General features: G+C 59.7%; 24 protein-coding genes and 2 pseudogenes. 8 read left to right on the forward strand and 18 right to left on the reverse strand.

Going from position 1 to position 26,811, the window contains the following annotated elements; translation table 11 throughout:
- Positions 1-11 precede the first annotated feature (11 nt).
- Both P6U16_RS01900 and P6U16_RS01905 read right to left on the reverse strand, forming a co-directional pair.
- Positions 12-3,386, reverse strand: coding sequence for a c-type cytochrome (locus tag P6U16_RS01900; protein ID WP_277702410.1), 3,375 nt, complete (start codon positions 3,384-3,386; stop codon positions 12-14).
- A gap of 61 nt (positions 3,387-3,447) precedes the next feature.
- Positions 3,448-4,500, reverse strand: a complete 1,053-nt coding sequence (locus P6U16_RS01905) for a ferredoxin reductase family protein (RefSeq protein ID WP_277702411.1) — start codon at positions 4,498-4,500, stop codon at positions 3,448-3,450.
- On the opposite strand from P6U16_RS01905, the gene P6U16_RS01910 reads away from it, so the two are divergent.
- Both P6U16_RS01910 and P6U16_RS01915 read left to right on the forward strand, forming a co-directional pair.
- Positions 4,495-4,635 (forward strand): hypothetical protein, encoded by a 141-nt coding sequence (locus P6U16_RS01910; protein WP_277702412.1) that lies wholly within the window; start codon positions 4,495-4,497, stop codon positions 4,633-4,635. The two genes, P6U16_RS01905 and P6U16_RS01910, sit on opposite strands and share 6 nt — an antisense overlap.
- A gap of 804 nt (positions 4,636-5,439) precedes the next feature.
- Entirely contained in the window at positions 5,440-6,060 is a 621-nt protein-coding gene (locus P6U16_RS01915; protein ID WP_277702413.1) for a GntR family transcriptional regulator, read from the forward strand.
- Between the two features lie 80 nt (positions 6,061-6,140).
- Here P6U16_RS01915 and P6U16_RS01920 read toward each other — a convergent pair whose 3' ends face one another.
- From P6U16_RS01920 to cysG, 5 genes and pseudogenes are all read right to left on the reverse strand, one after another.
- A complete protein-coding gene (locus P6U16_RS01920) occupies positions 6,141-6,956 on the reverse strand; it encodes a ferredoxin--NADP reductase (protein WP_277702414.1) in 816 nt (271 codons plus the stop codon).
- A 141-nt stretch (positions 6,957-7,097) separates the two neighbouring features.
- Positions 7,098-7,598: a DUF934 domain-containing protein gene (locus P6U16_RS01925; RefSeq protein WP_277702415.1), complete on the reverse strand. Its 501-nt coding sequence runs from the start codon at positions 7,596-7,598 to the stop codon at positions 7,098-7,100.
- Between the two features lie 10 nt (positions 7,599-7,608).
- Positions 7,609-9,279 (reverse strand): nitrite/sulfite reductase, encoded by a 1,671-nt coding sequence (locus P6U16_RS01930; RefSeq protein ID WP_277702416.1) that lies wholly within the window; start codon positions 9,277-9,279, stop codon positions 7,609-7,611.
- 14 nt (positions 9,280-9,293) lie between these two features.
- A complete protein-coding gene (locus P6U16_RS01935; RefSeq protein ID WP_277702417.1) occupies positions 9,294-9,608 on the reverse strand; it encodes a DUF2849 domain-containing protein in 315 nt (104 codons plus the stop codon).
- A gap of 9 nt (positions 9,609-9,617) precedes the next feature.
- Positions 9,618-11,071: pseudogene (gene cysG, locus P6U16_RS01940) on the reverse strand (siroheme synthase CysG).
- Between cysG and P6U16_RS01945 the strand changes: the two are divergent.
- The 3 genes from P6U16_RS01945 (at position 11,070) to mazG (ending at position 12,741) form a co-directional block, all read left to right on the forward strand.
- Positions 11,070-11,198, forward strand: coding sequence for a hypothetical protein (locus P6U16_RS01945; protein WP_277702418.1), 129 nt, complete (start codon positions 11,070-11,072; stop codon positions 11,196-11,198). The pseudogene cysG and the gene P6U16_RS01945 sit on opposite strands and share 2 nt — an antisense overlap.
- A gap of 116 nt (positions 11,199-11,314) precedes the next feature.
- Entirely contained in the window at positions 11,315-11,902 is a 588-nt protein-coding gene (locus tag P6U16_RS01950) for a nucleoside deaminase (RefSeq protein ID WP_277702419.1), read from the forward strand.
- A gap of 5 nt (positions 11,903-11,907) precedes the next feature.
- Positions 11,908-12,741 carry a nucleoside triphosphate pyrophosphohydrolase gene (gene mazG, locus P6U16_RS01955; protein ID WP_277702420.1) on the forward strand — a complete coding sequence of 278 codons (834 nt, stop codon included), beginning with the start codon at positions 11,908-11,910 and terminating at the stop codon, positions 12,739-12,741.
- A gap of 65 nt (positions 12,742-12,806) precedes the next feature.
- Here the strand turns inward: mazG and P6U16_RS01960 are convergent, their stop codons facing one another.
- Entirely contained in the window at positions 12,807-13,358 is a 552-nt protein-coding gene (locus tag P6U16_RS01960; RefSeq protein WP_277702421.1) for a hypothetical protein, read from the reverse strand.
- Between the two features lie 530 nt (positions 13,359-13,888).
- Entirely contained in the window at positions 13,889-15,187 is a 1,299-nt protein-coding gene (hflX, locus tag P6U16_RS01965; RefSeq protein WP_277703976.1) for a GTPase HflX, read from the reverse strand.
- On the opposite strand from hflX, the gene P6U16_RS01970 reads away from it, so the two are divergent.
- Positions 15,068-15,370, forward strand: a complete 303-nt coding sequence (locus P6U16_RS01970; protein ID WP_277704029.1) for a hypothetical protein — start codon at positions 15,068-15,070, stop codon at positions 15,368-15,370. The genes hflX and P6U16_RS01970 overlap by 120 nt on opposite strands.
- Here P6U16_RS01970 and hfq read toward each other — a convergent pair.
- The 7 genes and pseudogenes from hfq to dusB all read right to left on the reverse strand — a co-directional run bounded on the left by hfq (position 15,295) and on the right by dusB (position 24,018).
- Positions 15,295-15,537, reverse strand: coding sequence for an RNA chaperone Hfq (hfq, locus tag P6U16_RS01975; RefSeq protein WP_018325164.1), 243 nt, complete (start codon positions 15,535-15,537; stop codon positions 15,295-15,297). The genes P6U16_RS01970 and hfq overlap by 76 nt on opposite strands.
- Before the next feature lie 110 nt (positions 15,538-15,647).
- Complete coding sequence (locus P6U16_RS01980; RefSeq protein WP_277702422.1) at positions 15,648-16,511, reverse strand: D-amino-acid transaminase; 864 nt, start codon at positions 16,509-16,511, stop codon at positions 15,648-15,650.
- A 24-nt stretch (positions 16,512-16,535) separates the two neighbouring features.
- Positions 16,536-17,900, reverse strand: coding sequence for a sigma-54 dependent transcriptional regulator (locus P6U16_RS01985; protein ID WP_277702423.1), 1,365 nt, complete (start codon positions 17,898-17,900; stop codon positions 16,536-16,538).
- Positions 17,890-20,163 (reverse strand): PAS domain-containing sensor histidine kinase, encoded by a 2,274-nt coding sequence (locus P6U16_RS01990; RefSeq protein ID WP_277702424.1) that lies wholly within the window; start codon positions 20,161-20,163, stop codon positions 17,890-17,892. Before P6U16_RS01990 ends, P6U16_RS01985 begins: the two co-directional genes overlap by 11 nt.
- A gap of 216 nt (positions 20,164-20,379) precedes the next feature.
- Positions 20,380-21,833, reverse strand: a pseudogene (gene ntrC / locus P6U16_RS01995) (nitrogen regulation protein NR(I)).
- Positions 21,833-22,933: a nitrogen regulation protein NR(II) gene (locus P6U16_RS02000; protein WP_277703977.1), complete on the reverse strand. Its 1,101-nt coding sequence runs from the start codon at positions 22,931-22,933 to the stop codon at positions 21,833-21,835. Before P6U16_RS02000 ends, ntrC begins: the two are co-directional and overlap by 1 nt.
- A gap of 59 nt (positions 22,934-22,992) precedes the next feature.
- On the reverse strand, positions 22,993-24,018 hold the full coding sequence (gene dusB, locus P6U16_RS02005) for a tRNA dihydrouridine synthase DusB (RefSeq protein WP_277702425.1): 1,026 nt from the start codon (positions 24,016-24,018) through the stop codon (positions 22,993-22,995).
- A 184-nt stretch (positions 24,019-24,202) separates the two neighbouring features.
- Between dusB and P6U16_RS02010 the strand changes: the two genes are divergently transcribed.
- On the forward strand, positions 24,203-25,414 hold the full coding sequence (locus P6U16_RS02010; RefSeq protein WP_277702426.1) for a bifunctional 2-C-methyl-D-erythritol 4-phosphate cytidylyltransferase/2-C-methyl-D-erythritol 2,4-cyclodiphosphate synthase: 1,212 nt from the start codon (positions 24,203-24,205) through the stop codon (positions 25,412-25,414).
- A complete protein-coding gene (locus tag P6U16_RS02015) occupies positions 25,411-25,914 on the forward strand; it encodes a CinA family protein (RefSeq protein WP_277702427.1) in 504 nt (167 codons plus the stop codon). The genes P6U16_RS02010 and P6U16_RS02015 overlap by 4 nt, the downstream gene beginning before the upstream one ends.
- Here P6U16_RS02015 and P6U16_RS02020 read toward each other — a convergent pair whose 3' ends face one another.
- Both P6U16_RS02020 and P6U16_RS02025 read right to left on the reverse strand, forming a co-directional pair.
- A complete protein-coding gene (locus P6U16_RS02020) occupies positions 25,915-26,520 on the reverse strand; it encodes a hypothetical protein (RefSeq protein WP_277702428.1) in 606 nt (201 codons plus the stop codon).
- Positions 26,493-26,747, reverse strand: a complete 255-nt coding sequence (locus P6U16_RS02025; protein WP_277702429.1) for a hypothetical protein — start codon at positions 26,745-26,747, stop codon at positions 26,493-26,495. The genes P6U16_RS02020 and P6U16_RS02025 overlap by 28 nt, the downstream gene beginning before the upstream one ends.
- Between the last annotated feature and the right edge of the window lie 64 nt (positions 26,748-26,811).

A 26,811-nucleotide genomic window follows, 5' to 3' on the forward strand; every position in this document is an offset into this window, starting at 1 on the left:
GTTCCTGCATGTCACTTGATCTCGAACGTCACCATCTGGACGCCGCTTGCACCATTGTCGTTTTCCGCCTGCTTGGCCAGGTTAATCGCCAATCCACGCGTTGCCGGCTGGTGAGAGGCCTTCACCATTTCACGAGCCTTTTCGGCCGACAGCTTGGCATCCCCCAGCCCGCCAGCGCGGCAATAGGCGATCATCGTTTCGGCCGGCGCCGGCGTATCGAAGGTCAGATTGCCGCTGCCCGGTTGCGGGATCAGGCGTTTTTCACCCGCCTGCAAGGTCGTATTGCCGATCATCGCATCGGGAATGACCTCGACATTGCCGGTCTCTTCCACATAGAGCACCTGAAGTTCACAGGCCTCGTTGGAACTCAACTCGAACGTCAGGTAGTCGCCCACCTTGGCCGTCGTCGAGTTGACGTAGAGTGCCAGCTCAAGCTTCTTGTAGTCCTTCGGCTTCTCCTGGCGGTAGGCCGGTGCAGCCTCGGCGAGGCTGGCCGGTTTCACATAGGCCTCCTCGTTCTTGACTGGCGCGACATAACCTTCTTTGTAGTCGATCTTGTCTGCCGGCTTGGCGTCAGCAGCCGCTTGATAGGCGGGATCAGCCTTGTTTTCAGCCTTGTTCTCGACCTTGCCCGCCTCGCTGCTGCCCTGGATTTCCACCTGCTCCGTCGCCGCGGCCTGATAGACATTGCTGACATCAAGCGGCTCAAGCTGCATCAGCGGGTAGAGCAGCAGCGGATATTGCTGCTCCAGTTCGATGCGCGGGATCGTGCCGCCGGCCTCCAGCGTCGTTACCCAGTCGATACCGAGGCGAAGTGCATCAATATCCGTAACCCGGCGGATCGCCTCGGAAAACTCATCCGGGGTCATGTCGAACTCGGATGCCAGCGCATCGAAATCGAGTTCGTCCTCGTACTTGTCAGCGAAGTAGGTGAAGAGTTCCGTGTTGCCGGGGGCAAGGATGCTCTGTTGCCCGCTATCCGGTGTCGGTTCCGTGACGCCGAGCTTTTCGAGCGCGGCGACAAAACGTTCGCGGTCCTTGTTATAGGCCTCGTCCAGTTCCTCCTGCGGAACATACATGGATAGCAGGACATCCTGCTGATCCTTGCTGAACAGCGTCGACGTCTGGATGTGCTCGCGCAGTTGATCGCGCTTCGAGAGAATGCCGTTTGCATGGCAGTCGAAGCAGGACCGGGCGTTGATGATCTCCACGCCCTTGCCGATCGGCCGTTCGCGGAACGAGACGATGGCGGTTGGCCCGATATCGAGCTGTTTGCCCTCGGCGGTCGACAGGTAGTAGCCCTGCAGCCCGTTCGGCAGCGAGAAGATCATTTCACCACCGTCATGCTCGAACGAGGTCAGATGCTCGTCGAGTGGCTCCAGTTCCTTCGGGCCATGCGGAAAGCGCTTCAAGACCTGCTTGCCGACGTCACCGCCAAAGTCATAGGACTTCCAGTAGTAGCCGCCGAAGGGCATATCATGGCGTTCCAGCATGCGGTTGTGGTCCGACACGCCCGAAGATCCATCGGCAAAGCCCGCGCGGATCACCTTGCGGCGGCGGATATTCTCATCCACATCGATCTTGAAGCGATGCTCCAGATCACGGATCTGCGTCGGCAGTTTCATCAGGTAATTGTAGATGTTCGGTCGTGCGCCAAAGCTCATGAACCAGTCGATGCGCATGATAGGCAGGACCGTATTGGTTTCCTTGCTCAGCGCCCGCAGCGACGCATCGCTGCCCGGATCGACACCGTAGAAATACTGGCTGATCAGGAAGTTGTAGTCCTGGTCAGACCATTCCAGATCGCGTAGATCGACGCGCACCAGCAACCCGTTGGTGTCTTCCACTTCCTCGGGCAGAACCAGTTCTGGACCGTAGGAGAGCGAGTTCAGGAGTTTCTTGAATCCACCGGCGAGAATGTCCATGCGCTTCATGAAGGTATCGTCGTCTTCGCAACCCATCATTCCATTATACTGGTTGCGATAGGAGAAGTAGCGCATATACGGACGGTCGAGCTCGTTGACATTGGAAATGTCTTTGAGTGCCGCTTCGATGAAGTCGTCATAGGACAGCATCGGACGCACACGGTCCGGCTTGCTTGCCGCCGTTTCCGGCAGGTCCTTCTGCGTCAGCGAGTTGATCCAGTCCTCAAGACTCTTGACCTCCTCGGCTGTCGGACGCTTGCCAAGCGGCATGCGCCCGCTGGTAACAGAGGTGAAAAGCCGGGACTTGGACGCATCACCAGGTGTCACGAAGGTTGCGTCGGCAGCAATGGAGGCAAGATCGCCTGCCGGATAGCTGCCTTGCGATCCCTCGCCCGGTCCATGGCAATTGCGGCAATATTTTCCTATGAAGGCATCGGCCGCTCCGGCAAGCGCCGCATTGTCTCCCGAAAGGGCGCTTGCTGGCGTGCTTTCCTTGCAAACAGCCGTGGTCGATTGCTGCACCGGCTCCGGCGCCTTGACCTCCCGGTCCGCCAGATAGGCATACATGGCCGTGCGATCATCTTCGGACAGCGCCGCGAGGCCCTTGGCGATCTCGCGCATGACCGGGTCGTTGAGCGGAGCGCCGGAGAGCTTCTTGCCTTCTTCGATCAGCCCGACGGTGAACACCTCCGGCGATGCCAGAGAGCCCATCTTCGCCTTGGTGATGTCAGGAGCCACTGCACCTGTCAGGCCCTTTTCGCCCTCAAAGGCCCGCTCCATGTCGAGACCGTAAGTCGTGGTGCGCGGCGTGTGGCAATCGCCGCAACCGCCGACATTCTCGACCAGATAGCGGCCGCGCTCCATCTGCGTCTCTTCGCGCGGCTGATAGGCATCGACATTGAAATGGCTACGCTTCCACAGCGTGATCGTCGTCTGCCGGCTGAAGGGGAACGCGATTTCGTGTTCCTTCGACACGGCATCCGCCTGCGGCAGCGTTTCGATGTAGGCCTTGATATCCAGGACGTCTTCCGGCTTCATGCCACCGTAGGACGTATAGGGCATAACCGGATAAAGATTGTTGCCCTCGCCATCAAGGCCGACCATGACAGCATTAAGGAAGCGGGCATTGCCCCAGCCGCCGATACCGTTGGAATGGGGCGAAATGTTCGGCGCGTAGAACTTGCCGATCGCCGTATCCATGGCCATGCCCCCGGAGAGCAGCGTCGTATCCGAGCCGGATCCGTGGCAGGCGCCGCAACCGGCGGCACCGAACAAATACTTGCCGTTATCCACATTCGCCTTGTAGGTCGAATAGGCGTCATCAGCGAAAGCGTCCCTCGCCGAGGCCGTGGACGGACACTGGATCATCGCAACGGCGACCAATGCCAGTATCCACGCCGGCCGCATCAGACGGGACCGCGTATTAAAGAGGCTTTCAGGCAGTTTCCCGAACATGCTCATGGCTTGTTCTCCTTGCTTTCTGAAATGAACAAAACGTCTCTGCGTCTGTCGGAACTGAATATTATCGGAACTGAAACTGTTCGAACTCGACACGCCGCGGCGTCTTGCCCAGCGCTTTCAGTCCTTTTTCAATAGCTGCCCTCAAAGGCGGCGGGCCACAGAACCAGAGGTCTGCCTCGCCGGGGTCGAACGCACTGGCCGCCACTATTTTTTCGGCATCGAGCCGACCATCCTTGGCGGAATCATGCAACACGAAACTGAAATTCTGCAGCTTGCCGGCCTGCGTCTCGAAAGTCTCCAGCCCGATCGCCTCGCTGCGGTCGCGCACGCAATAGACCAGATGAATGTCCTGGCCTTCGTCGCCCTTGAGGCGGCTCGCCATGGCGAGAAACGGCGTGATGCCGATACCGCCCGCCAGCCAGATCTGCTTCTTGCCGCCACGTCGATGATTGAAATGTCCGTAGCCGCCCTCGAGCGTCACCGAATCGCCAACGGCAATGCCCTCGCGCAGTGCCTTTGTATAGTCACCGAGCGCCTTGATCGCGAACCTTACGACGCCGTCGTCATCGATCCCCGCGATCGTGAAAGGGTGCGGTTCCCGCAGGCCTGACTTGTTGACGCGGAAAAAACCGAACTGGCCGGGTTTCGCCTTGAGCGGGCGGCCGGTCGGTCGCGCCGATATGATCGTCGCCCCCTCATGCCGGTTGACGTCGAAGACCTCGTAACTGCGGGTCCGCAGCCACGGCAAGAGCTGGGTATAAATATAGCTGCCGATACCGATCAGCGCAAAGATATTGAGATAGCTGGCCAAAAGAGCCGTGCCGTCATAGGGCCGCTTGATGAACATCTGGTGGAATGCAACCAGGATGAAAAGAACACCGATGAAGCGGTGGGTGATGCGCCAGATGTGATATGGAATTTCGATCTTCGTGCGCGGAATGATCTTGACGAGGCTGAAAATCAGAAGAACGACGAAACCATAAAAAGCGTATTCGCCGAACATGGCGGCGAGCTGATTTAAGCCGCTGGTCAGTGACAACCCCTTGAAGTCCGGCGTAATGAAATAATGCACCAGGATTAGTACAAGAACGGCGATACCGATCTTGCGGTGCACCTGGTATATTCTGTCGAGCCCGCCGAACAGGCGCTCGATGAAGGGGGCCGCGTCGCCAAGAACTGGGCGATCCCCATACCGACAAAAGCCATGGACGATGCGACAAGCGAAAACGTCGTTCCTGCATTGGTGTGACTGACGGCGGGTATGGCAAGCAAGCCCGCAAAACCAATCAATGTCCAGACGATGTATGCACCCGCAGTCAATTTGCGCCCCCACAAATATCACCGAAAGTCGACAGTTCCTCTTGGATCAAGACTGGCAAGGCCCATAAGGTTCGTCAACTGCTATTGTAGCTGTTACGGATTGCTCAGCCGCTTTATTCGCCCCGGCGAAATTTTATGCTTCAGAAAACCCTGGTAAAAATACGAGACAATAATTTTTCAGAATATCAAAGATTCTGCATTGCGACAGCTGCCACAAGATTACATCCAAATAGTTTTCAGCCGCCCTTCAGCGACGACAATGCAGACTAACTGCGTCAGCGCATTGGTCAAGAGCGGAAATATCTGCCAACAGGCATAAACTGTGTGAAATCAAGGATACAAGTTGGTTTCGTCTAATAAAAAGCAATCCCCCGGCTCCTGAGGAACGACGTACTTCCGTTCGTTTTGGGTATTTATAGTCAACGCTTGCAGCGAACAGCAACCCTGCGTAGCACATGCTTTTGCAGGCCCTCCTCAGCAGCGGTTTGCTCTCCGCGACCATCTTCGCTTTTTTGCATGGCCTAATCAAGAAAGCCACGAAGGATCGTGCGATCGACGGTGGTGTTGATCAAAATGCAAGACAACGCGCCATTTCGACCCTCTCGCGCTTGCCTTTAGCGTCAATTTTTGTCGTTAGTGCCCGGGACAGTCAACATGGCCGTGACCAATCATATCTTTAGCGGTTTGATTCTGCTGCTGTAGATATGCGATTTATCACGAAGGACGATCTTTCATGACGAACCCATCTTCCCAGGCGCATCTAGCCTATCTGGCGCTGGAAAGCTTGATCGTTACGCTGAAGCTGGAGCCGGGATCGCTGGTGACGGAAAAACAGCTGATTGATCTGGCCGGCCACGGGCGGACACCGGTGCGAGAAGCGATCCAGAAACTGGCCTGGCAAGGCCTGATCACGGTGCGGGCCCGGGTTGGCCTGCAAATTTCCAAAATCAAGGCCGACGACCATCGCCATGTCATGGAGACGCGCAGCATTTTGGAGCCGCTCGCTGCAGCCCTTGTCGCCGAGCATGCGAGCCCGGATCAACGCGCCGACATGATCGAATGCGCCCAGAAGATGACCGCATGTTCGATCAATGCTGACATGGAGGGCTTCCTCTCGGCGGACAAGGCGTTTGACGAGATCATGGAGGCCGCATGCCCCAACGCCTTCCTGACCGCCGCACTTGCATCTTTGCAGACCCACGCCCGCCGCCTCTGGTTCAGGGCCGCATCGACGGACCATATGGACCGGTCGGTTGACCTGCACGTGAAGGTGATCCGTGCCATTCACCAGGGCAACGCGGACGCAGCCTCCGCGGCCATGGTGCAACTGATGGGTTATCTCGCGGGCCGCTGAACGACGGGCAGAGTGCCGGCAATGCAAAAGGGCGGTCTGCCATCGCAAACCGCCCCTTCCCTATAGCTGTATTCTAACGATCAGCCGACGAAGGCGCGCTCGATGACGAACTCGCCCGGCTTGTTGTTCGCACCTTCTGTCAGGCCGGCTGCCTCGAGAATTTCCTTTGTTTCCTTCAGCATCTCTGTCGAGCCGCAGATCATGGCGCGGTCGATCGCCGGATCGAAGGCTGGCAGGCCAAGATCGGTGAAGAACTTGCCGTCACGCATCAGGTTGGTGATACGGCCTTTGAACGGATAGTCCTCGCGCGTCACCGTTGCGTAATGGCGCAGCTTGTCGCCGACAAGCTCGGCCAGGAATTCATGGTTGCGGATTTCCTCGATCAGGTCGAAGCCGTATTTCAGTTCCGCCACGTCGCGCGTCGTGTGCGTCAGGATGACTTCCTCGAACTTCTCGTAGGTTTCCGGATCGCGGATCAAGCTTGCAAAGGGCGCTATGCCGGTGCCAGTCGAGAACATGTAGAGGCGCTTTCCAGGGGTCAGCGCGTCGAGCACCAGAGTGCCGGTCGGCTTCTTGCGCATCAGCACCTGATCGCCCGGCTTGATACCCTGCAGGTGCGAGGTCAGCGGACCGTCCTGTACCTTGATCGAGAAGAATTCGAGCTCATCGTCCCAGGCCGGGCTTGCGATCGAATAGGCACGGTAGATGGGCTTGCCATCCACCATCAGTCCGATCATCGCGAATTCGCCGGAGCGGAACCGGAATTCGGTCGGACGCGTCATGCGGAAGCTGAACAACCGGTCCGTATAATGCGTCACCTTCGTCACCGTTTCGGCAAAGACGCCGGCGGGGACAGCTGCGGGAACAAATTCTTCGACCTTGGCAGGAGCATTCATCTTGGTCTTAGTCCTGTAATGGTGAGTAGAGCGATCATCTTAGGCGGATAGAGCACTGGAACGGCGAAAGAAAGGAAATCTGTTCCAATTATACGCCTCTTTGCATGAAATGCCTTGCTTCAGACTGTCGCGGGCCAATTTTCAGGAAACCCGACGCCAGCTGTAGGATCTGGCGTCCGTCGAAGGCCGCGCCGTCGGCTGATAGTGGTTGGCGATGCCCGGCAGCCGGCCTTCGGAAAGGCGCCGGATTGCAGTATCATTGGTCACGGCAAAGCTGTCGATGCCGCAACGGAGCATCAGCGGCACCTGGTCGATCAGCACGTCGCCGACAGCCCGGATTTCATTGGCGAAGCCCAGCCGCTGACGCAGCAGCGAGGCGTGACTGAACGCCCGACCATCGTTGAAGGCAGGGAACGCGACCGCAACGATATCGAGGCGAGACAGATAGGGCTCGAGCCGTTTGACGTCGTCGGCCGGCTTGATCAGCACGCCGAGACCGACATCATTGCTGGTCTCCGCCCGTGCGATCAATGCATCGATCTCCAGAAGCGGCTTCTGCTCGCCGCTTGCCGTGACGTCGTCGGTTTCGACGATCCACGGATCGTTCTCTACAAAACCGGTTTCTTTCCAGATCTTCGTCATATCTTTTCCCTTATGCCGCTGCTGCCGTCGAGCCATAGAGCGCATCCTTGAACGGCTGCGGTCCGACACGGCGATAGGCTTCGAGGAAAATTTCCGACGGATCGTTGCGCAGGCCAAGATAGGTCTCAACGATGGTCTCGATCGCGTCAGTCACCTTCTCCGGCTCGAAGCCGCGGCCGATGATTTCACCGATTGAGGTATTCTCGTCACCAGAGCCGCCAAGCGTGATCTGGTAAAGTTCCGCGCCCTTCTTCTCGACACCCAGAAGGCCGATATGGCCGACATGGTGGTGACCGCAGGCATTGATGCAGCCGGAAATCTTGATCTTCAGCTCGCCGATTTCGGCCTGTCGCGCCGGATCGCCGAAGCGGGTGGAGATTTCCTGCGACAGCGGGATCGAGCGTGCATTGGCGAGCGCGCAATAGTCCAGCCCCGGACAGGCGATGATATCCGTGATCAGGCCGGCATTGGCGGTCGCAAGCCCCGAAGACACGAGGCCGCGATAGACGGCTTCGAGATCGGCCAGCGCCACATGCGGCAGGATCAGGTTCTGCTCGTGGCTGACACGGATTTCGTCGAAGGCATATTCTTCGGCGATATCGGCAACAAGATCCATCTGCGCGTCGCTGGCGTCGCCCGGGATGCCGCCGATCGGCTTCAGGGAGATTGTCACCATGCCATAGTCGGGATGGCTGTGCGGCTGAACATTCTGGTCGATCCAGCGGGCGAACCCCTCGTCCGCCTTCTTCCACCGGGCGAGATTGGCCCAACCTTCCGGACGCTCGCTGAGCGCCGGCAGCGCGAAATAGGACGAGATCGCCTGGATATCGGTGTCGGGCAGTTTCAGTTCGGTGTTCTTGAGGTCCGCGAATTCGACATCCACCTGGCGCGCCAGTTCCTCAGCACCGGTTTCGTGCACGAGGATCTTGATGCGCGCCTTGTACTTGTTGTCGCGGCGTCCATGCAGATTGTAAACGCGCATGATCGCTGTGGTGTAGGACAACAAGTCCTCTTCCGGCAGGAAGTCGCGGATCTTCTTGGCGATCATCGGCGTGCGGCCCTGCCCACCACCGACATAGACGGCAAAACCGATCTCGCCCTTGTCGTTCTTTTTCAGATGCAGGCCGATGTCGTGCACCTGAATGGCCGCGCGGTCGCGCTCGGCGCCGGTGACGGCGATCTTGAACTTGCGCGGCAAGAAGGAAAACTCTGGATGCACGGATGACCACTGGCGCAGGATTTCCGCGTAGGGACGCGGGTCGGCGACCTCGTCGGCGGCAGCACCGGCAAAATGATCGGCCGTGACATTGCGGATGCAGTTGCCGGAGGTCTGGATGGCGTGCATCTCGACGGAGGCGAGATCGGCCAGAATGTCAGGCGTATCGGAGAGTTTCGGCCAGTTGTACTGGATGTTCTGGCGCGTGGTGAAGTGGCCATAGCCGCGATCGTACTTGCGCGCGATATGGGCCAGCATGCGCATCTGCTTGGAATTCAGCGTGCCATAGGGAATGGCGACACGCAGCATATAGGCGTGAAGCTGCAGATAGACGCCATTCATCAGCCGGAGCGGCTTGAAGGCATCCTCGGCAAGCTCTCCCGAAAGGCGGCGGGTCACCTGATCGCGGAACTGCTCGACGCGGTCATGGACAAAGGCGTGGTCGAATTCATCGTAACGATACATCGGTCTTCAATTCCTCAGGCAGCATGTACGGGGCCGGTAAGGCCCTTGTATCCGGGGGCATATTCGATCGTCGGGCCTTCGGCACGAACGCGTTCGCGCAGGCGCAGCGGTCGCAGAACGCCATTTACTTCTTCGATGTCGATGACGTTGACGTCAACCACCTTGTTGTCGGCAAAGGCGGTTTTGCCGGTCGCTTCCAGCGCGGCAACCGCCTCGGCATGGCGCGCGACGAAGGCGTCCTGCAGCGATTCCACCCAATTGCCGGCGGCATCCAGCCAGACGGAAATGCCATCGGAAAGGCGGTTGGCTGTCAGCACTTTGTCGACCATGTCAGTCCCTCAATTCGTCTTTTGTGTTTCGCGTCGGACCGCAGCCGGGGCAAGGACCGCCCTGCCCGCCTTTGCCACCAGCGGTTCGGAATGTTCGAAATTGGCGCCTGCGACCGCGTCGCCGATGATCACCATGACCGGTCCGTTCAACTCGTCGCGATGCTCAAGATCGGGCAGATCGCGCAGCGTGCCATGCAGCAGGCGACGATCGGCCCGGCTGGCATTCTCGATCACCGCAACCGTCGTTTCGGCCGGCAATCCGGCCTCCATCAGCCGCCCGGCAACGGACGCGGCCACTGTGCGGCCCATATAGACGGCAATCGTCGCGCCCGATATCGCCAGCCTTGCCCAATCCGGCAAAACATCGCCCGCCAGATCATGGCCGGTGGTGAAGATCAGCGATGAGGCCACACCGCGCAGCGTCAGTGGCAGTTCGAAGTCAGCCGCAGCCGCAAAGGCGGATGTGATGCCGGGAACGATCTCGTAGGTAATCCCGGCCTCGCGCAAAGCGGCCATTTCTTCGCCTGCGCGGCCATAGACCAGCGGATCGCCGGACTTCAACCGTACGACGCGCTTGCCTTCCGAGGCAAGACCCACCAGCAGTTGATTGATCTCTTCCTGTGACTTCGAATGGCAACCCTTGCGCTTGCCGACTGACAGCCGCTCCGCGTCACGGCGGCCCATGTCGACGATTGCCTGGGGTACCAGCGCATCATAGACCAGCACATCGGCCTCCATCATCACGCGCTGGGCGCGCAGCGTCAGAAGGTCTTCGGCGCCAGGCCCTGCTCCAACCAGCCAGACATGGCCGGGAACCTTGTCCATGGCCTTCAGCAGCTTCGTCGCCTCGCGACGGGCGAGCGACACATTGCCGAGCGCGACTTGATCGGCCACCGCGCCGGAGAAGAAGCGGCGCCAGAACACGCGCCGGGCAACGCCACGCGGGACAAGGCGGTCTACAGCATGACGATAGGTCTGCGCGAGCGTTGCCAGAACGCCCAGCGACGGAGACAAGATCTGGTCGACCTGCGCCCTGATCATCTGGGCCAGCACCGGACCCGCCCCTTCCGTTCCGATGGCAACGGCGACCGGCGCGCGATTAACCAGCGCCGGGGTCAGGAAATCGCAGAACTCGGGTTGATCGACTGCGTTGGCCGGGATTTTTGCGCGCGAGCAGCGGCGACAATCAATTGATCCTGCTCAGCATCACCGGTAGCGGCGAAAACGAGCACGGCGCCTTCCACCTGTTCCGGAGAAAAGGCAGCCTTCACGGTCTTGATCTCGTTTAATGTGAGATAGGCTGCAAGGTCGGCTTCCGGCTCATCGGCATAAAGGACGATATCGGCCTGCGTATTGCGCAGCAACCGCACTTTTGCAAAAGCCTCATCGCCATTGCCGAACACCGCCACGCATTTCTGCGCAACGCGGAAGAAGGCCGGAAAGACGGTCAGTTGCTCGGTCATGATCGAGGAGACGGATCCTGTTACAGATAATCCAGAATATCCTCCTTATAGCCAAGAAATTGAAGAAACAGAAATGCCAATGGCTTTGCCGACACGACTTGTTTTGCTCGACATGCCGGGAATTTGAGCAAATCTCTCCCGTTGCGGCGCATCGAAGCCTTTGCTCTCGATGGCGAAACAGGATTGCGCATCACCGGCGTTCCCCGTTAAATGCCCTTGTCTCATCCCTGGAGCGAAATCATCATGACACAATCGGAACTCGCGGAACGTCTGCTGACGGTCATCGAGCACGACATATTGCCGCTCACCGAACGCGGCGTGGCCGCAGGCAACAAGGTGTTCGGCGCTGCCATCCTGCGCAAGTCCGATCTCTCGCTGGTAGTTGCGGAAACGAACAACGAGACCGAAAATCCGCTCTGGCACGGCGAAGTGCACACGTTGAAGCGCTTCTACGAGCAGGCGGAAAAGCCTGATACAAAGGATCTGATTTTCCTGTCGACACACGAGCCCTGCTCCATGTGTCTTTCGGCGATCACCTGGGCGGGGTTCGACAATTTCTACTATTTCTTCAGCCACGAGGATTCGCGCGACGCCTTTGCCATTCCGCACGACCTGAAGATTTTGAAAGAGGTCTTCAAGCTGGAACCCGGCAGCTATGCCAAAAACAACGCCTTCTGGCGGTCCGCAGCTATTTCCGATCTGGTGGCCACGTCAGAGCCGCAGAAGCAAGCCGCCCTGCGCCAGCAGGATGCGCGTATCCGCGCCCGCTATCAGAACCTGTCCGATGCCTATCAGTCCGGCAAGGACGACAACGCCATTCCGCTGAATTGAGCCCCATGCAGCCTTCAAAAGACATCCAGCAATTGCTCGACATCATGGAGGCCCTGCGCCAGCCCGTCACCGGCTGCCCCTGGGACATCGTCCAGACCTTCGAGACCATCAAGCCCTACACGCTGGAAGAGGCTTACGAGGTCGCTGACGCGATCGAACGCAACGACATGGACGATCTCTGCGACGAACTGGGCGACCTCCTGCTGCAGGTCGTCTTTCACGCACGGATAGCACAGGAATCCGGCGATTTTTCCTTCGGCGATGTCGTCGAGGCAATCACCAAAAAGATGATCCGCCGCCATCCGCATGTCTTTGCACGCTCCGAGGCCGACACGCCCGAAGCAGTCAAGCTGCAGTGGAGCGAGATCAAGCAGGTTGAAAAAGCCGAACGCCTTGAACGGCGTGCCCGTCGCGGCCTGCCTGATGACGCAGACAAGGGCCATCTCGGCTCCGTCCAGCGCAGTTTCCCGGCCCTTGTGGAAGCGCTCAAGCTGCAGGAACGCGCCGCCAAGGTCGGCTTCGACTGGTCATCGTCGGAACCGATCCTCGACAAGATCGAGGAAGAAATCGGCGAACTGCGTGAAGCCCTGAAATCCAACGATAGGGCCAAGGTTGCCGATGAACTCGGCGACCTGATCTTCGCCGTCGTCAACATCGGCCGCCATGTCGGCACTGACCCCGAAATGGCGCTGCGCGGCACCAACACCAAATTCCGCCGCCGATTCGGTCATATCGAAACCGAACTGGAGGCATCGGGAGAGAGCCTGCAGGAGGCGACGCTGGAGCGGATGGAAGGATTGTGGCAAGCGGCAAAAGCGATCGAGCGGCGGTTGACGTAATTCATCGCGTAGACTGACGGAACGGCGGCCTTTTCGGTTACGCCGGAGAGTGGGACTGCTCCTGATTATTCATCGTCCAAACCTGTCCATGATGCGGAATTAAAGCTTGATCCGCCTGTCGCACGATCGGGCTGCGGTCCGAACTTACGATGGTAAGCTCTCATCTTATCAAAAAGCTGTCTGCCGGTAGTTCCGACCATGGGCCTTAGGCTTATGGTTTCGCTGCCACCCGCCACCAGATGGAAGACAAGCACTTTGCTCTCTTTCAACTGACCACTCTCATAGAATTTAATTTTTGATACAGAAGCCCAGGACCACGTCTTCGTGACGAAGTCGGAGATCGTGACCCCGCCAGGTTCGACGATAACGATGGGTTTTTCAAAATCCACTCGTGCACGGAGCCTGGAAAATACGAATAGACATCCAGCTGCCATCAAGCACCACGCGACCAGCGCGAAATGATGGTGAACCGACAAAGAGCCCGGCACAATCGCCTCCGCAGCTTTCAGCACCATCGATGGAATAACTACACTCCCGGCAAAAGCAAGCAGCCGGTACGGCAACATGGAACGCTTGAACTCAAGCCTCGAAAAGCTGTCCGGAAGGCCCGCTGTCATTTATGTGCTTATCCTGCGAATTCATTCTCGACCATGATGAGTGCGAACAGATCACATCGGTTTTAAATGATCGTTATCGCCGACCTTGCGCGCGTCATCCTCGGTCTTGAGCCGAGGATCTTCCAGCCCGTCGCCGAGGGGAGAGGCTGATGGATGGTCGGGTCAAGCCCGACCATGACGGAGGAGAGAGTTGCGCATTTGGAAACAAGCTGACGGCGGCAGCCCTACCGGCTTACCAGTCCTGCACAGCCGACCTCAGCGCGCCACACCGCAATATGCCCAAACTACGGATTGCCTGATCCACAAACCTTCGTTCGTTCCACTGGGGCATCGATATAATTGGGCGAATAGTCGTCAGCGCAACGGTCGATTTGATCGCTGGCCTGGATCACTGGAAGGAGCAGGCGTCCGCCTTCATATAAGCACGCCAACGCCAGCAACAGGCCGGTGAATATCACAGCTTTTGTTGCCCGGACTCTCAAACAATGCCTCGTGCATACGTGCCGTCAAATCCAAAGATCCCGGCATAACTACCAGTCCTGCGCAGCCGCCTTCGGACCATTCCCAAGCCGCCGCTCCAGCTCTTCCGACTCACTCGGCGTCATCCGAAGATCGAGGCTGACGGAGCCGTCTTCCATGTCTTCGCGGCCATCCACGACAGTGTGTTCGTAGACCCAGGACAGCAGTTGCAGCTTGTCGGCCGGAAGCACGACGTTGCATTCCATCAGCACGCCGGACAGCCGCTGGCCGATGTCGTCGAGCAGCCGGTCGACGCCCTCGCCGGTCACGGCGGACACCGCGATGGTGTTCGGCGTGTGCTCGGCTTTCTGGAGAATGCCCTCGTGGTCATCCGCATCCAGCCGGTCGATCTTGTTCCAGACTTCGATGATGCGTTCCGAACGTGCCTTCTCGTCTATGCCGAGATCGTCGAGGATGCGCTCGACGTCCTGCGCCTGCACCTGGTTGTCCGGATCGGAGAGATCACGGACGTGCAGGATCAGATCGGCCTCAAGAACCTCTTCCAGCGTCGCGCGGAAGGCGGCAACGAGATGGGTCGGCAGGTCGGAAATGAAGCCGACGGTGTCCGACAGCATGACCATGCGGCCATGCGGCAGCTTCATCCGCCGCAGCGTCGGATCGAGGGTCGCAAACAGCATGTCCTCGGCCAAAACACCAGCGCCGGTGATGCGGTTAAACAGCGTCGATTTGCCGGCATTGGTATAGCCGACCAGCGCCACGATCGGATGCGGCACCTTCTTGCGCTTGGAGCGATGCAGCTGGCGGGTGCGGCGCACCTGCTCAAGCTCCTTCTCCAGCTTGATGATCTTGTCCTGCAGCTGGCGACGGTCGGCCTCGATCTGCGTTTCGCCGGGACCGCCCATGAAGCCTGCACCACCGCGCTGGCGTTCAAGGTGGGTCCAGCTGCGCACCAGCCGGCCCTTCTGATAATTCAGATGCGCCAGATCGACCTGCAGCGTCCCCTCTTTGGTGGAGGCGCGGCGGCCGAAGATTTCCAGAATGAGGCCGGTGCGGTCGATGACCTTGCCGTTCCATTCCTTTTCCAGATTGCGCTGCTGCACCGGTGTCAGCGGATGATCGACGATGACGAGACCGGCATTGTGCTCGTCGAGCAGCTGGCCGATTTCCTCGATCTTGCCGCTGCCAAGCAGCGTACCCGGCTTGGGCTGCGCCACCGGCACGATCATGCCATGCACGATCTCCAGATCGATGGCCCGCGCCAGACCGATGGTCTCCTCCAGCCGGCTCTCATCCGACCGCGTGGTGGTCGCGGCGGCGATTTCAGCATTCTGCCTTCCGGTCTTCTTCAGGACCGGGACGATGACGACGGCGCGAATGTCATCGCGGAGCTTTTCCAGCTCCGGGATGATCGACGACGATTTGGTATCACGTTTGTTGGTAATTGCCTTTTGTCCCGTCAGGAGGCGGATTCTTCGCTCTCGAACATCTGCATCGGCTGGCCGGGCATGATGGTCGAGATGGCGTGCTTGTAAACGAGCTGGGAGTGCCCATCACGCCGCAAAAGGACGCAGAAATTATCAAAGGACGTCACAACACCTGTCAGTTTTACACCATTGATCAGAAAAATCGTCAAAGAAATCTTTTGCTTGCGAACCGTATTGAGAAAGAGATCCTGCAAGTTCTGAGAACGTTCCGCCATCGCGCCGCTTCTTTCTTATTTGCCGGCCCAAACAGCCGGTTGTCCCTATGATTTACTATCCCGAAACGCTGGTTCGAACCTCTCCGCTCAACGCCCCATCGGATTTGGTATCAAATCGCAGTCTTTTCCGCAATGTCGAAAAAAGCTTCACGAATATTCTGTGACACGCTGCCGGGATGGCCGTTTGCAATGGTTTTTCCATCGATGGCGACCACCGGAAAACAGATGCTGGTGGCCGCCGTGATGAACACTTCCCGCGCCGCCATCATCTCGTCGCGCGTAAAGGCCCGCTCCTCGATCACAAGCCCCACATGCTTTGCAACGTCCATCAGCGTCGTGCGGGTGATGCCGCGCAGGATGCCGTGCTCGGCCGGCCGCGTCCGCAGATTGCCGTTTGCATCGACGATCCAGACATTGGTTGCGGCCCCTTCCTTCACCGTCCCGTCGCCATCGATATAGATCGCCTCCTGCGCCCCTTCTTCCTTGGCCTTCTGGCGGGCCATCACGTTTGGAAGCAGGCCGACGCTCTTGATATCGACCCGGTCCCATCGGTTTTCGGCAACCGTGATCGCCTTGATGCCCTGGCTGTTCTTCCGGGCAATCAGGCCGGCATCGGTGCGCTTGGCCGTAACGACAATAGTGGACGGCGTTCCCTCTGCGGGAAACACATGGTCGCGCCGCGCGCTGCCGCGGGTGACCTGCAGATAAAACATGCCGTTTCTGACGCGGTTGCGGCGCAGGACCTGCCGGATCACGACGATGAGCGCCGCACGCGCCATCGGCCAGTTGATCCGCAGTTCGGCGAGCGACCGGTCGAGCCGATCGAGATGGCGCGTGAGATCAACGATCAAGCCATGCCTGATCTCGCAGACCTCGTAGACACCGTCGGCAAACTGGAAGCCGCGATCCTCGATGTGCACGCCCGCCTCTGCATGCTGCACATAGGCGCCGTTGACATAGGCAATTCTCGACATAGGACCCCGAACGGAAAAGAGTGGTTATACGCCCAGCGATTTCAGCTTGCGGTGCAGGGCCGAACGCTCCATGCCGACGAATTCCGCCGTACGCGAAATATTGCCGCCAAACCGGTTGATCTGGGCAATCAGATAATCGCGTTCGAACATTTCGCGCGCCTCGCGCAAAGGCAGCGTCATGATGTGATGATCGCCCTGCGTCGAAATCTTCGGCAGGCTATCGCCGACTTCGGTCGGCAGCATGTCGGCGGAAATCGGCGTGTCAGGACCGTCGCTGCGGGCAAGAATCATCAACCGTTCAATATTGTTGCGCAACTGCCGGATATTGCCGGGCCAACCATGGGCCTGCAGCACGGCCAGCGCGTCCTCGCCGATCTTGCGGGACCGGATACCCGCCTGCTCGCTGATCTGGCGCATGAACATATCGACCAGGAAGGGAATGTCCTCGCGACGCTCGGCAAGCGCCGGAACGCGGACGGGGATGACGGCCAACCGGTGATAGAGATCCTCGCGGAAGGCACCTTCGGCGATCTGGCTTTCGAGGTTATAGGCGGTCGAGGAGATGATCCGCACGTCAACCTTGACGCGCTTGGAGCCGCCGACGCGTTCGAACTGCTGGTCGACCAGGACACGCAGGATCTTGTTCTGGGTCTCCCGCGGCATTTCACCGACTTCGTCGAGATAGAGGATGCCGCTATGCGCCTCTTCGAGCGCACCGGTGCGGCGCGGCTGTCCCGGCGTCGCCTCGGTGCCGAACAGCGCCACCTCCATGCGATCCGGCGTGATCGCCGCCGCGTTCAGCGCCACGAACGGGCCATTGGCGCGCGACGACTTGCGGTGAATCATGCGGGCGACCAGTTCCTTGCCGGAGCCGGACGGCCCCTGGATCATGATCCGGCTGTTGGTCGGCGCGACCTTTTCGATCGTCTGGCGCAGTTGCGAGACCGCGACCGACGTCCCGATCAGTTCAACAGGATCCCCGGACCGCTTCTTCAGTTCGGAGACTTCCTTCTTGAGCTTGGAGTTTTCCAGCGCCCGCTCGGCGATGAGAATCAGGCGGTCGGCCTTGAAGGGCTTTTCGATGAAATCATAGGCACCGCGGCGAATGGCAGAGACCGCCGTCTCGATATTGCCATGGCCGGAAATCATCACCACCGGCAGGTCGGGATGCCGGCTCTTGATCTCGTCCAGCAGCGCCAGCCCGTCCAGCCGGCTGCCCTGCATCCAGATGTCGAGAAACACCAGCCGCGGCAGCCGATCGCCAATCGCCGCCAGCGCACTGTCGCTATCGAACGCGGTGCGGGTTTCGTGTCCTTCGTCAGACAGGATGCCCGAGACGATTTCGCGAATGTCCTCCTCGTCATCCACAACCAGAATATCAGCGGCCATCTGTCCTGTCCTTGTTTTGTCTGTCGTCCGCGCCGGCGGCCTGCCCCGCCGGCGGTAGAATGATGCGGATCATCGCGCCGTGACCGCCGTCGAAATCAGCGGGCGCGTCGTGAAGTTCCAGTTGCCCACCATGATCCTCGATGATCTTCTTGACGATCGCGAGGCCAAGGCCGGTGCCCTTTTCGCGCATCGTCATATAGGGCTCGAGAATGCGATGGCGATTTTCCGTCGGCAGCCCCTTGCCGTTGTCGATGATATCTACGACGAACCGGCCGGTGCTTTCATTAATTTGCGAGCGGACCATGATCTTCTGCTCGGCCCGAACGGCATCCGCCGGCAAAGCTTCGATCGCCTCGACGGCGTTCTTGACGATGTTGCCGAAAGCCTGCCCCAGCATCCGGCTGTCGAACATGCCGTCCAGCGGCTCGTCGCCGAAATCCCGGATGAAGGTGATGTGGGTATTGCCCATCTCCCGCAGGAACACCGCATCCTTGAGGATATGCCGGAGATCGGCCTTTTCCTTCGTCGGCTTCGGCATGCGGGCAAAATCGGAGAATTCATCGACCATACGGCCAATGTCTTCCACCTGGCGCACGATCGTATCGGTGCACTGGTCGAAAACCGCGCGGTCATCCGGGTCGATCTGCTTGCCGTAGCGGCGCTTCAGCCGCTCGGCCGAAAGCTGGATCGGCGTCAGCGGGTTCTTGATTTCATGCGCAATACGCCGCGCCACATCGGCCCAGGCAGTCGAGCGCTGGGCGATGACGAGGTCGGTGATGTCATCGATGGTGATGACGTAGGATTCCTTGGCGTCGCGCGTTTCCTCGCGCGTGACCTGAACGTTCAACGTGCGCTCGGTTCCGCCGCGCATGATGTTGATCTGCTTGCGGTAATCATTGCGGTGGCGGCTTGCCGCCTCGCTCAGCACCTGATCGATTTCAGGGGCCACATCCTGCAGTTTTTCGCCCACCAGATCGAGCATCGACCGCGACAGGAAAACCTCCGAGGAGGCATTGGCGATCGTGATGCGGCGATCGTCCTCGACGCCGATGACGGCCGCAGTCACACCGGAGAGCACGGCCTCGATGAAGCGACGGCGGTCGTCCATCTCGTCCTTCGCCTCAAGGATCTGGTCGCGCTGGGTGCGGATCTCGGCAATCATCTTGTTGAAAGTCCGCGACAGGCTGCCAACGTCGCCATCGACGGCGCGGACCGGAACGATGACGCTGAGATTGCCGGAGGCGACACTGTCTGCCGCGCCGATCAGAAGCCGGATCGGACGGACGATGCGATCGGCCACCGCGATCGCCGTCCAGATCGCCGCCAGAAGCACGATCAGCGCGAAACCGAGATAGAGCACGCCGAAGGCGATCTGAAGCGAAGTTCGCCCGGATTCCAACGTCTTATATTCCGCGGTGTTCTCCTCCATCAGCCGCATCGAGCGCATGACCTTCGCATCGACTGTCCGGACAGTGTAGAGATAGGCGCCGGCAATATTATCGACCGGGATCACCGCACCCACGAGATTGGTTATTCCCGGCGGAATAAGCGTCGGCTGGCCCGAAACGGTGCTTTTCAGAGCGTCCATCGGGATGGCCGGCAGTGGGCGGTCGGTCGGTATATTGGCCTGCAGGATGGCCGTTCCATCGGCGCGAACCAGAAATGCGCCCAGCATTCCACGGCCCAAGGCCTGACGCGTCATCAACTCAACGAAGCCGGTCCGGTCAAGGCTATAGAGTTGCCGGTTACGCTCGAGATCATTCGCCATGGAGACCGTCTGGCCCTGCAGGTAACTGGCATTCTCCAGCACGTAGGCGCGCGCCACGTCGAGCGATGAACTGACGATCGACTGCGTGCGCAGCGAGAACCAGCGATCCAATCCGACATCCAGCGTGATGCTCGCGAAAATCGCCACCAGAATGGCTGGCGTAATTGCAACGATCGAAAACAGCGCGACGATCCGCACGTGCAGCCGCGCAGCGGCCCGTCCACGATTGCGCGCTTTCAGCAATCGGAGGATTTCACGGCCGATCAGGAAAAGCAGACCGAGGACGAACAGCGCATTAACGGAAGCAGAGGCGATGACGATCGGCGTTTCCGGCCGAACGGGTGTAAGCCCGAGCAGAACAACCAGGGAGACGACCGCGCAAACAAGGGCACCCGTTGCGACCATCAGGCCCGGCAAGGCGAACAGCGCACGGCGATCATTACCGATTGCCATGCCTTCTTCTTCCGCCAATGGCAAAGTCTGCCCGTCTGCCATCAGAAATGCATCCCCCATCCGGCGCCCGGCGTTTTTGCGCGAGCGGCGAAGATTTTTGTCTGTTTTTGGTCAAGAGTGATGACCGAACCGGAGCGGGTTAGGACGGCGAAGCTGTCCAGTCACCACGCGGCTGCGCCGGTCCTTCGGAGGTCCCGGAATGCGTATGCTGTCTAAGCAACGCATTGTGGCGAAAATGCAACGGTTATCCCTGCCAAGTCAAGCGCTGCGTGAGCTGCGATAAACGGAGACGCCCAGTTCGCGGATTTTCTTGCGCAGCGTGTTGCGATTGAGGCCCAGCAAGTCAGCGGCCTTGATCTGGTTGCCACGAGTTGCGGTCAGGGCTGCGAGAATCAGCGGATATTCCATTTCCGCCAGGACACGATCGTAAAGCCCTGCTGGCGGCAGCCCTTCGCCGAAGCTCGAGAAATACTGCCGCATATTCTCCTCGACAGCCTGCGAAATCGACATAGAACCGGTACGGGCGGAGGATTTCTCGATCGGGCTGTCCGGGATGTCGGAGCGCAACTCGCTTTCGATGATCTCCCGCGTGATGACATCCTGCGGATAGAGCGCGGTCAATCGACGGACGACATTTTCCAGTTCGCGGACATTGCCTGGCCAGGCATGCGCCTTCATCAGTTCCAGCGCCTCCTGGTCGAAGCGCTTGACATCGAGACCCTCTTTTTCCGCCTGCTGAACAAAATGACGAACGAGATCTGGGATGTCTTCCGCCCGGTCGCGCAGTGGCGGCAGGCGCAGGGGCACGACGTTCAGCCGGTAATAGAGATCTTCGCGAAACATGCCTTGGTTGATCGACTGCTTCAAATCCTTGTTGGTGGCTGCAACGATGCGCACGTCGGAGCGGATCGGTGTGCGCCCCCGACCGTCGTGTATTCCCCCTGCTGCAGCACCCGCAGCAGACGGGTCTGCGCATCCATCGGCATGTCGCCGATTTCGTCCAGGAAAAGCGTGCCGCCTTCAGCCTGCTCGAACCGGCCGGTGGAGCGGTTCTGCGCGCCGGTAAACGCGCCCTTCTCATGGCCGAACAGTTCCGATTCGATCAGGTCGCGCGGGATGGCTGCCATATTGATAGCAACGAAGGGACCGTTGCGGCGCTTGCCGTAGTCATGCAGCGCCTTGGCCACCAGCTCCTTGCCGGTACCCGATTCACCGGTGATCATCAGCGTCAGGTCGGTCTGCATCAGGCGGGCGAGTACCCGGTATATTTCCTGCATGGCGGCGGAGCGACCGACCAGCGGCATGCCATCCTGCGTATCGTCCTCCATCTTCACCGGCTTGCGCTTGGGCTCGGCAAGCGCACGACCGATGATAGCGATCAATTCGGTCAGGTCGAAAGGCTTGGGCAGGTAGTCGTAAGCGCCTTTTTCAGACGCCTTGATCGCCGTCATGAAGGTATTCTGCGCGCTCATGACCAGAACCGGCAGGTCCGGGCGCGCCTTCTTGATGCGCGGTAAAAGGTCGAAGGCGTTTTCATCAGGCATGATCACGTCTGTCACCACCAGATCGCCATCGCCGGCGGCGATCCAGCGCCAGAGCGTCGCGGCATTCGAGGTGATTCGAACATCGTAACCGGCACGGCTCAGCGCCTGGTTGAGTACGGTACGGATGGCAGCGTCGTCGTCCGCGACGAGGATAGTGGCGCCAGTCATCAGGATTGTCCTTTTATCGTCATGGGCTCGGAATCTTCAGCCGATGTCCCCTTCGAGGCCGGCATCAGAACGCGAAACGTGGTGCGGTGGTTCTGGCTGTCGCATTCGACGATGCCGCCATGCCCGCCAATGATCTTGGCGACAAGGGCAAGGCCGAGCCCGGAACCGTTCGTCTTGGTGGTGATGAACGGATCGAAGAGGTGCGGCACGAGATCGGACGGCACACCAGGGCCATTGTCGTGGACGCAAAATTCAAGCGGCAGCGAAATCTTCTCGCGCGTGCCGGCAACGGAAAGCCGGATGCCGGGACGATAGGCAGTCGTCAGCATGATCTCGCCCTCCGGCCTGTCGGCGACGGCTTCCGCCGCATTCTTGATCAGGTTGAGGAACACCTGCACCAACTGGTCCCGATTGGCATAGACCGGCGGCAGCGAGGGGTCGTAGTTCTCGGTGATGCGGATCTTGCGCGCAAAACCAGCCTTGGCGACGGCTTTCACATGATCGAGCACCGAGTGAATATTGACCGGAACGCGGTCCACCGGCCGCTCGTCCGAAAACACCTCCATGCGATCGACCAGCGAGACGATCCTGTCCGTCTCGTCGCAGATCAGCCGCGTCAGCGCCCGGTCCTCATCATTGACGGAGGTTTCGAGCAACTGCGCCGCGCCACGGATGCCCGACAAAGGATTTTTGATCTCGTGCGCCAGCATCGAGGCGAGACCGGTAACGGACCTCGCCGCCGCGCGGTGCGTCAATTGCCGGTCGATCTTGTCGGCCATCGAACGTTCCTGGAAAACCACGACTACGGAGCCCGGCTCGGAAAGCACCGGTGCCACATAAAGATCGACCAGCTTGTCTGCGCCGAGCCGCGGCGAGGAGAGATCGACGCGGTATTCATTGACCGGCGCGCGGCGCTCGCGCACCTGGTCGATCAGGGTCAGAAGCGGGCTGCCGAACGGGATGAAGGCGCTGATGTCGTGCTTGGCGAGATAGTTGGAACTCGCGCCGAAAAACGCCTCCGCCTCCCAGTTGGCGAAGGCGACGAGACCGCTCTCATTAACGAGGATCACCGGATTCTGGATGGCATTCAACACCGCCATCGGCAAGGTGTTGAGGCCCTTCTTCTCGTCTTCCTTCTCGTCTTCGCGCGTTTTTCCGCTCATGCAGCCGCATCCGTTTCTCGAAGAGGAATCGCGGCGGCGAGCGCCGCCATCGTCCGTGCGATCACCGTCTTGGGGTCCATGGACGTCATGATCGCCGCCTTGTCTGCCGACGAAAGGAAGGGGGCAAATCGCTCGAGATACCAACCGAGATGCTTACGGGCGTGGCGTATGCCCGACTCGGGACCATAGAAGTCCAGCATCATTGCGTAATGCTCCTCGACGATCGCGGCAATCTCGGCGGCATCGGGATGGGCGACAGCGCCAGCCAGAACACCGGCGTGCCATGGCCGTCCCTGCGAAGATCGTCCGATCATCACGGCGTCCGCTCCGGAGCGCCGCAGAATTTCTTGCGCGTCGGCGGCGGTCGCGACATCGCCATTGGCCACCAGCGGAATGGAAATCACGTCCCGCACCGCAGCGATCGCATCCCAGTCGGCCTTGCCGTTGTAGAACTGCATGCGCGTGCGGCCATGGATGGTGATCATCTGCACACCGGCATCCTGTGCACGCCGTGCAATCAAAGGCGCGTTGATGGACTGGTCGTCCCAGCCGAGACGCATCTTGAGCGTTACCGGAACATCGACGGCCTTGACCGTTGCCTCGATCAGCGACAGGGCATGGTCCGGATCGCGCATCAGGGCCGATCCGGAATAGCCGCCCGTCACCTTCTTGGCAGGACATCCCATGTTGATATCGACGACGGCAGCGCCATGGCCGGCAACGATCTTTGCCGCTTCAGCCATCCAGTGCGCCTCGCGCCCGGCAAGCTGCACGACATGCGGATCGATGCCGGAACTCTGCAGGCGTGACCATGATTCCGCAGCATTGCCGACGAGTTCGCGACTGGCGACCATCTCGGTGACGACCAACCCTGCCCCGAACCGCCAGGCAAGCTGCCGGAACGGCAGATCGGTCACGCCGGACATGGGCGCGAGCACGACGCGGTTGCGGAACGTCAGCCCGCCGACCTCGAACTGCGATGATAAAGCCGGTTTTTGCAAATGCTCATCTTTCGGGCACATACTTATACTGCACTATTTTTAGACATTGTTGATGGGCTTGCCAAGCGTTTTCGGCGGTCTTCGACAATTTTCCCTGAACAACTGGTAAAGCCGGATTCTTCGGGGTAAATCACCGCTGACATGGACCGTCATCATTGAAACCTGATGACATCAGTGGCGCATCGGACGGGACCTCATACAGAATATGACGGCAAAAGAACAGATTTCCTGCGGGGTCGTCATCGTGGCTGCAGGACGGGGCGAAAGGGCCGGCTCCCCAACGGGCGGCCCCAAGCAATATCGCCCTATTGGCGGTCGCCCGGTCATTTGCCAGACCCTCGATGTCTTCACGACCTGGGCAAGGGCAACACACATCGTCGTCGTCACTCACCCCGACGATGACCTGCTGCTCAAAAACGCGCTGAGCCTCAGCATTCCGAACACCGCAATCGCGGCCGTGCACGGCGGCGCTACCCGACAGCAATCGGTGCTTGCGGGCTTGCGAAAACTGGAAGGGACCGGCGTCACGCATGTCCTGATTCACGATGCCGTGCGCCCTTTCATCGATCACGTTTTGCTGGATCGCATTGCCGGCGCCTTCGAACTCGGCGCTGAAGCCGTGCTGCCTGCAATAGCGGTGGTCGATACGCTGAAACGCGGCGATACCGCGGGTCACGTTACGGAAACCGTGCCGCGGAGCGGGCTTTACGCCGCGCAAACCCCGCAATCCTTCTGTTTTTCCGCCATCCTTGCTGCCCACATTGCAGTGGAATCGGCTGGACGTGACGACTTCACGGATGATGCCGCGATTGCGGAATGGGCGAGTCTGCGGGTGCGGTTGATTGAAGGCGCGCCGGACAACGTCAAACTGACCACGCAACGGGACATCGCCATGGCCGACGAAAAACTCAACCGCGCCGCTCTGCCTGATGTGCGCACCGGCAACGGCTACGACGTGCATCAGTTGATCGCCGGCGATGGCGTCACGCTCTGCGGCGTCTTCATTCCCCATGACCAGACGCTGCTCGGCCACTCCGATGCCGATGTGGCGCTTCACGCCCTGACGGACGCGCTGCTTGCCACCTGCGGCGCTGGCGATATCGGCGATCACTTTCCACCGTCCGATCCGCAGTGGAAGGGCGCAGCCTCCCGCATCTTCCTCGAACACGCGGCAAAAATCGTCCGGGATCACGGCGGCACGATCATGAATGCCGATATCTCGCTGATCGCCGAAGCGCCGAAAGTCGGTCCGCACCGTCTGGTGATGTGCGAAAACCTGGCGGACATGCTTGGTATTGCGCTCGAACGCTGCTCGGTCAAGGCGACGACCAACGAGAAGATCGGCTTTGTCGGCCGGCGCGAAGGCATCGCCGCCATCGCCACGGCGACAGTCGTCTTCGCAAAGACTCCCGCATGAGCGGCTGGCCGGAGGAGATCGAAGACCGCGCCCGCGCCGTCATCGCAACCTTTGTCGAAACCGGGCAGATGGTGGCGACGGCGGAATCCTGCACGGGCGGGCTGATTGCCGGTGCGCTCACGGAAATCGCCGGCTCCTCTGCGGTCGTCGATCGCGGTTTCGTCACCTATTCCAACAGGGCGAAGGTCGAGATGCTCGGCGTCGATCAGGCGACACTGGACGCCTTCGGTGCTGTGTCGCGGCAGGTGGCGCTGGAAATGGCCAAGGGCGCTCTCGCCCACTCGCAGGCGGATGTGGCGGTCGCGGTCACCGGCATTGCCGGCCCCGGTGGCGGCTCAGCTGAAAAGCCTGTCGGGCTCGTGCATCTGGCAGCCGCCAGCCGTGACGGTAAATCGGAGCATCGCGAAATGCGCTATGGCGAGATCGGCCGCGACAATGTCCGCATGGCAACGGTGCGAACCGCGCTGGACATGCTGACGGAGATCGCCGGGGCCAGTTGATTACTTCGCACCCGGCGGGCATATCTGGTAGACATTCATCGCCTGCTCATCGGGAGCACTGAAAGGCTCCGTTTCCCAGAAGGCCGTGCCCTCGCCCGGAAACGCGTCTGCCATGTACTTGTCAGACCCTTCGCGCTGGCGGCGGGCTTTTTCCAAGTAGTCCGGCGCCTTGCGCTTCTCCTCAAGGCAGCGGGTCAGATCTGGCAGGATATCGATGCGGATCATGTAATCGATATAAAAATCGCCGCTGCTCAACGCCTCGCCGGATGCGATGCTTTCCACGCGTGCCGCAGCGTCGTCCGACAAGTCCATGTCCAGCGTTTCGATGTAGACGCGCTTGCCCCATTGCGCGTCGGGTACCTCAAGGTCGTTGCGCTCGATCGTGTAGAAGTGATTGATGAGATCGATCCCATCCAGCCTGGAGCCAAGCGTCCCGTGGAGGGTGTAGCGGATCATCAGGTCATCGGATCGAAGCATGGCTGCCAAAGGACCGATCGGTGTTGCTTTCCGCGCGATCACCTGCGTCTTGCCGATGCCGACAGAGGATGGCTCAGGGCTGTAGCTATAACGGTGATTGATCATCCGCAGCATCGCGCCTCGGCGCATCGGGAAAAATCCCGGTCTCGGAATTCCGGCTCCGTCGGCAAGGCACCTTCACGCGAATGCACGCTGACCTTCAGCTCCGGTGAAAGCCAATAGCTGCCCGCAACCGGCTTTCCCTCCTTGTCCAGCAGAAGGATATAGCGACCGGCCTTGCGGATCACAGCATCCGCCGCCTGCGCCGAAAGCGGCACAACCGTCATGATAACAAGGAGAAAAAGGCGCGAAATCATGCCCCTATGACGCGCCGGGATCGGCGAACATTCAAGGCGTCTTGAAAAAATAAGCGGAGACGCC

Origin of the sequence: Rhizobium sp. 32-5/1 (assembly GCF_029537235.1) — a bacterium.
In the GTDB taxonomy this organism is placed as follows: domain Bacteria; phylum Pseudomonadota; class Alphaproteobacteria; order Rhizobiales; family Rhizobiaceae; genus Pararhizobium.

What these genes read in the sequence shown, in the direction of transcription:
- P6U16_RS01990 (WP_277702424.1), bottom strand. Translation starts at nt 20,163, where the DNA reads ATGGCAGACGGGCAGACTTTGCCATTGGCGGAAGAAGAAGGCATGGCA.
- P6U16_RS01950 (WP_277702419.1), top strand. Translation starts at nt 11,315, where the DNA reads ATGACACAATCGGAACTCGCGGAACGTCTGCTGACGGTCATCGAGCAC.
- P6U16_RS01920 (WP_277702414.1), bottom strand. Translation starts at nt 6,956, where the DNA reads ATGAATGCTCCTGCCAAGGTCGAAGAATTTGTTCCCGCAGCTGTCCCC.
- hfq (WP_018325164.1), bottom strand. Translation starts at nt 15,537, where the DNA reads ATGGCGGAACGTTCTCAGAACTTGCAGGATCTCTTTCTCAATACGGTT.
- P6U16_RS02015 (WP_277702427.1), top strand. Translation starts at nt 25,411, where the DNA reads ATGAGCGGCTGGCCGGAGGAGATCGAAGACCGCGCCCGCGCCGTCATC.
- P6U16_RS01985 (WP_277702423.1), bottom strand. Translation starts at nt 17,900, where the DNA reads ATGGCCGCTGATATTCTGGTTGTGGATGACGAGGAGGACATTCGCGAA.
- P6U16_RS01945 (WP_277702418.1), top strand. Translation starts at nt 11,070, where the DNA reads ATGATCGAGGAGACGGATCCTGTTACAGATAATCCAGAATATCCTCCT.
- P6U16_RS01925 (WP_277702415.1), bottom strand. Translation starts at nt 7,598, where the DNA reads ATGACGAAGATCTGGAAAGAAACCGGTTTTGTAGAGAACGATCCGTGG.
- P6U16_RS01935 (WP_277702417.1), bottom strand. Translation starts at nt 9,608, where the DNA reads ATGGTCGACAAAGTGCTGACAGCCAACCGCCTTTCCGATGGCATTTCC.
- P6U16_RS02020 (WP_277702428.1), bottom strand. Translation starts at nt 26,520, where the DNA reads ATGCGCCGAGGCGCGATGCTGCGGATGATCAATCACCGTTATAGCTAC.
- dusB (WP_277702425.1), bottom strand. Translation starts at nt 24,018, where the DNA reads ATGTGCCCGAAAGATGAGCATTTGCAAAAACCGGCTTTATCATCGCAG.
- P6U16_RS01930 (WP_277702416.1), bottom strand. Translation starts at nt 9,279, where the DNA reads ATGTATCGTTACGATGAATTCGACCACGCCTTTGTCCATGACCGCGTC.
- mazG (WP_277702420.1), top strand. Translation starts at nt 11,908, where the DNA reads ATGCAGCCTTCAAAAGACATCCAGCAATTGCTCGACATCATGGAGGCC.
- P6U16_RS01900 (WP_277702410.1), bottom strand. Translation starts at nt 3,386, where the DNA reads ATGAGCATGTTCGGGAAACTGCCTGAAAGCCTCTTTAATACGCGGTCC.
- P6U16_RS01970 (WP_277704029.1), top strand. Translation starts at nt 15,068, where the DNA reads ATGCACGATCTCCAGATCGATGGCCCGCGCCAGACCGATGGTCTCCTC.
- P6U16_RS01960 (WP_277702421.1), bottom strand. Translation starts at nt 13,358, where the DNA reads ATGACAGCGGGCCTTCCGGACAGCTTTTCGAGGCTTGAGTTCAAGCGT.
- P6U16_RS01980 (WP_277702422.1), bottom strand. Translation starts at nt 16,511, where the DNA reads ATGTCGAGAATTGCCTATGTCAACGGCGCCTATGTGCAGCATGCAGAG.
- P6U16_RS02025 (WP_277702429.1), bottom strand. Translation starts at nt 26,747, where the DNA reads ATGATTTCGCGCCTTTTTCTCCTTGTTATCATGACGGTTGTGCCGCTT.
- P6U16_RS02000 (WP_277703977.1), bottom strand. Translation starts at nt 22,933, where the DNA reads ATGGCGGTGTTGAATGCCATCCAGAATCCGGTGATCCTCGTTAATGAG.
- P6U16_RS02010 (WP_277702426.1), top strand. Translation starts at nt 24,203, where the DNA reads ATGACGGCAAAAGAACAGATTTCCTGCGGGGTCGTCATCGTGGCTGCA.
- P6U16_RS01915 (WP_277702413.1), top strand. Translation starts at nt 5,440, where the DNA reads ATGACGAACCCATCTTCCCAGGCGCATCTAGCCTATCTGGCGCTGGAA.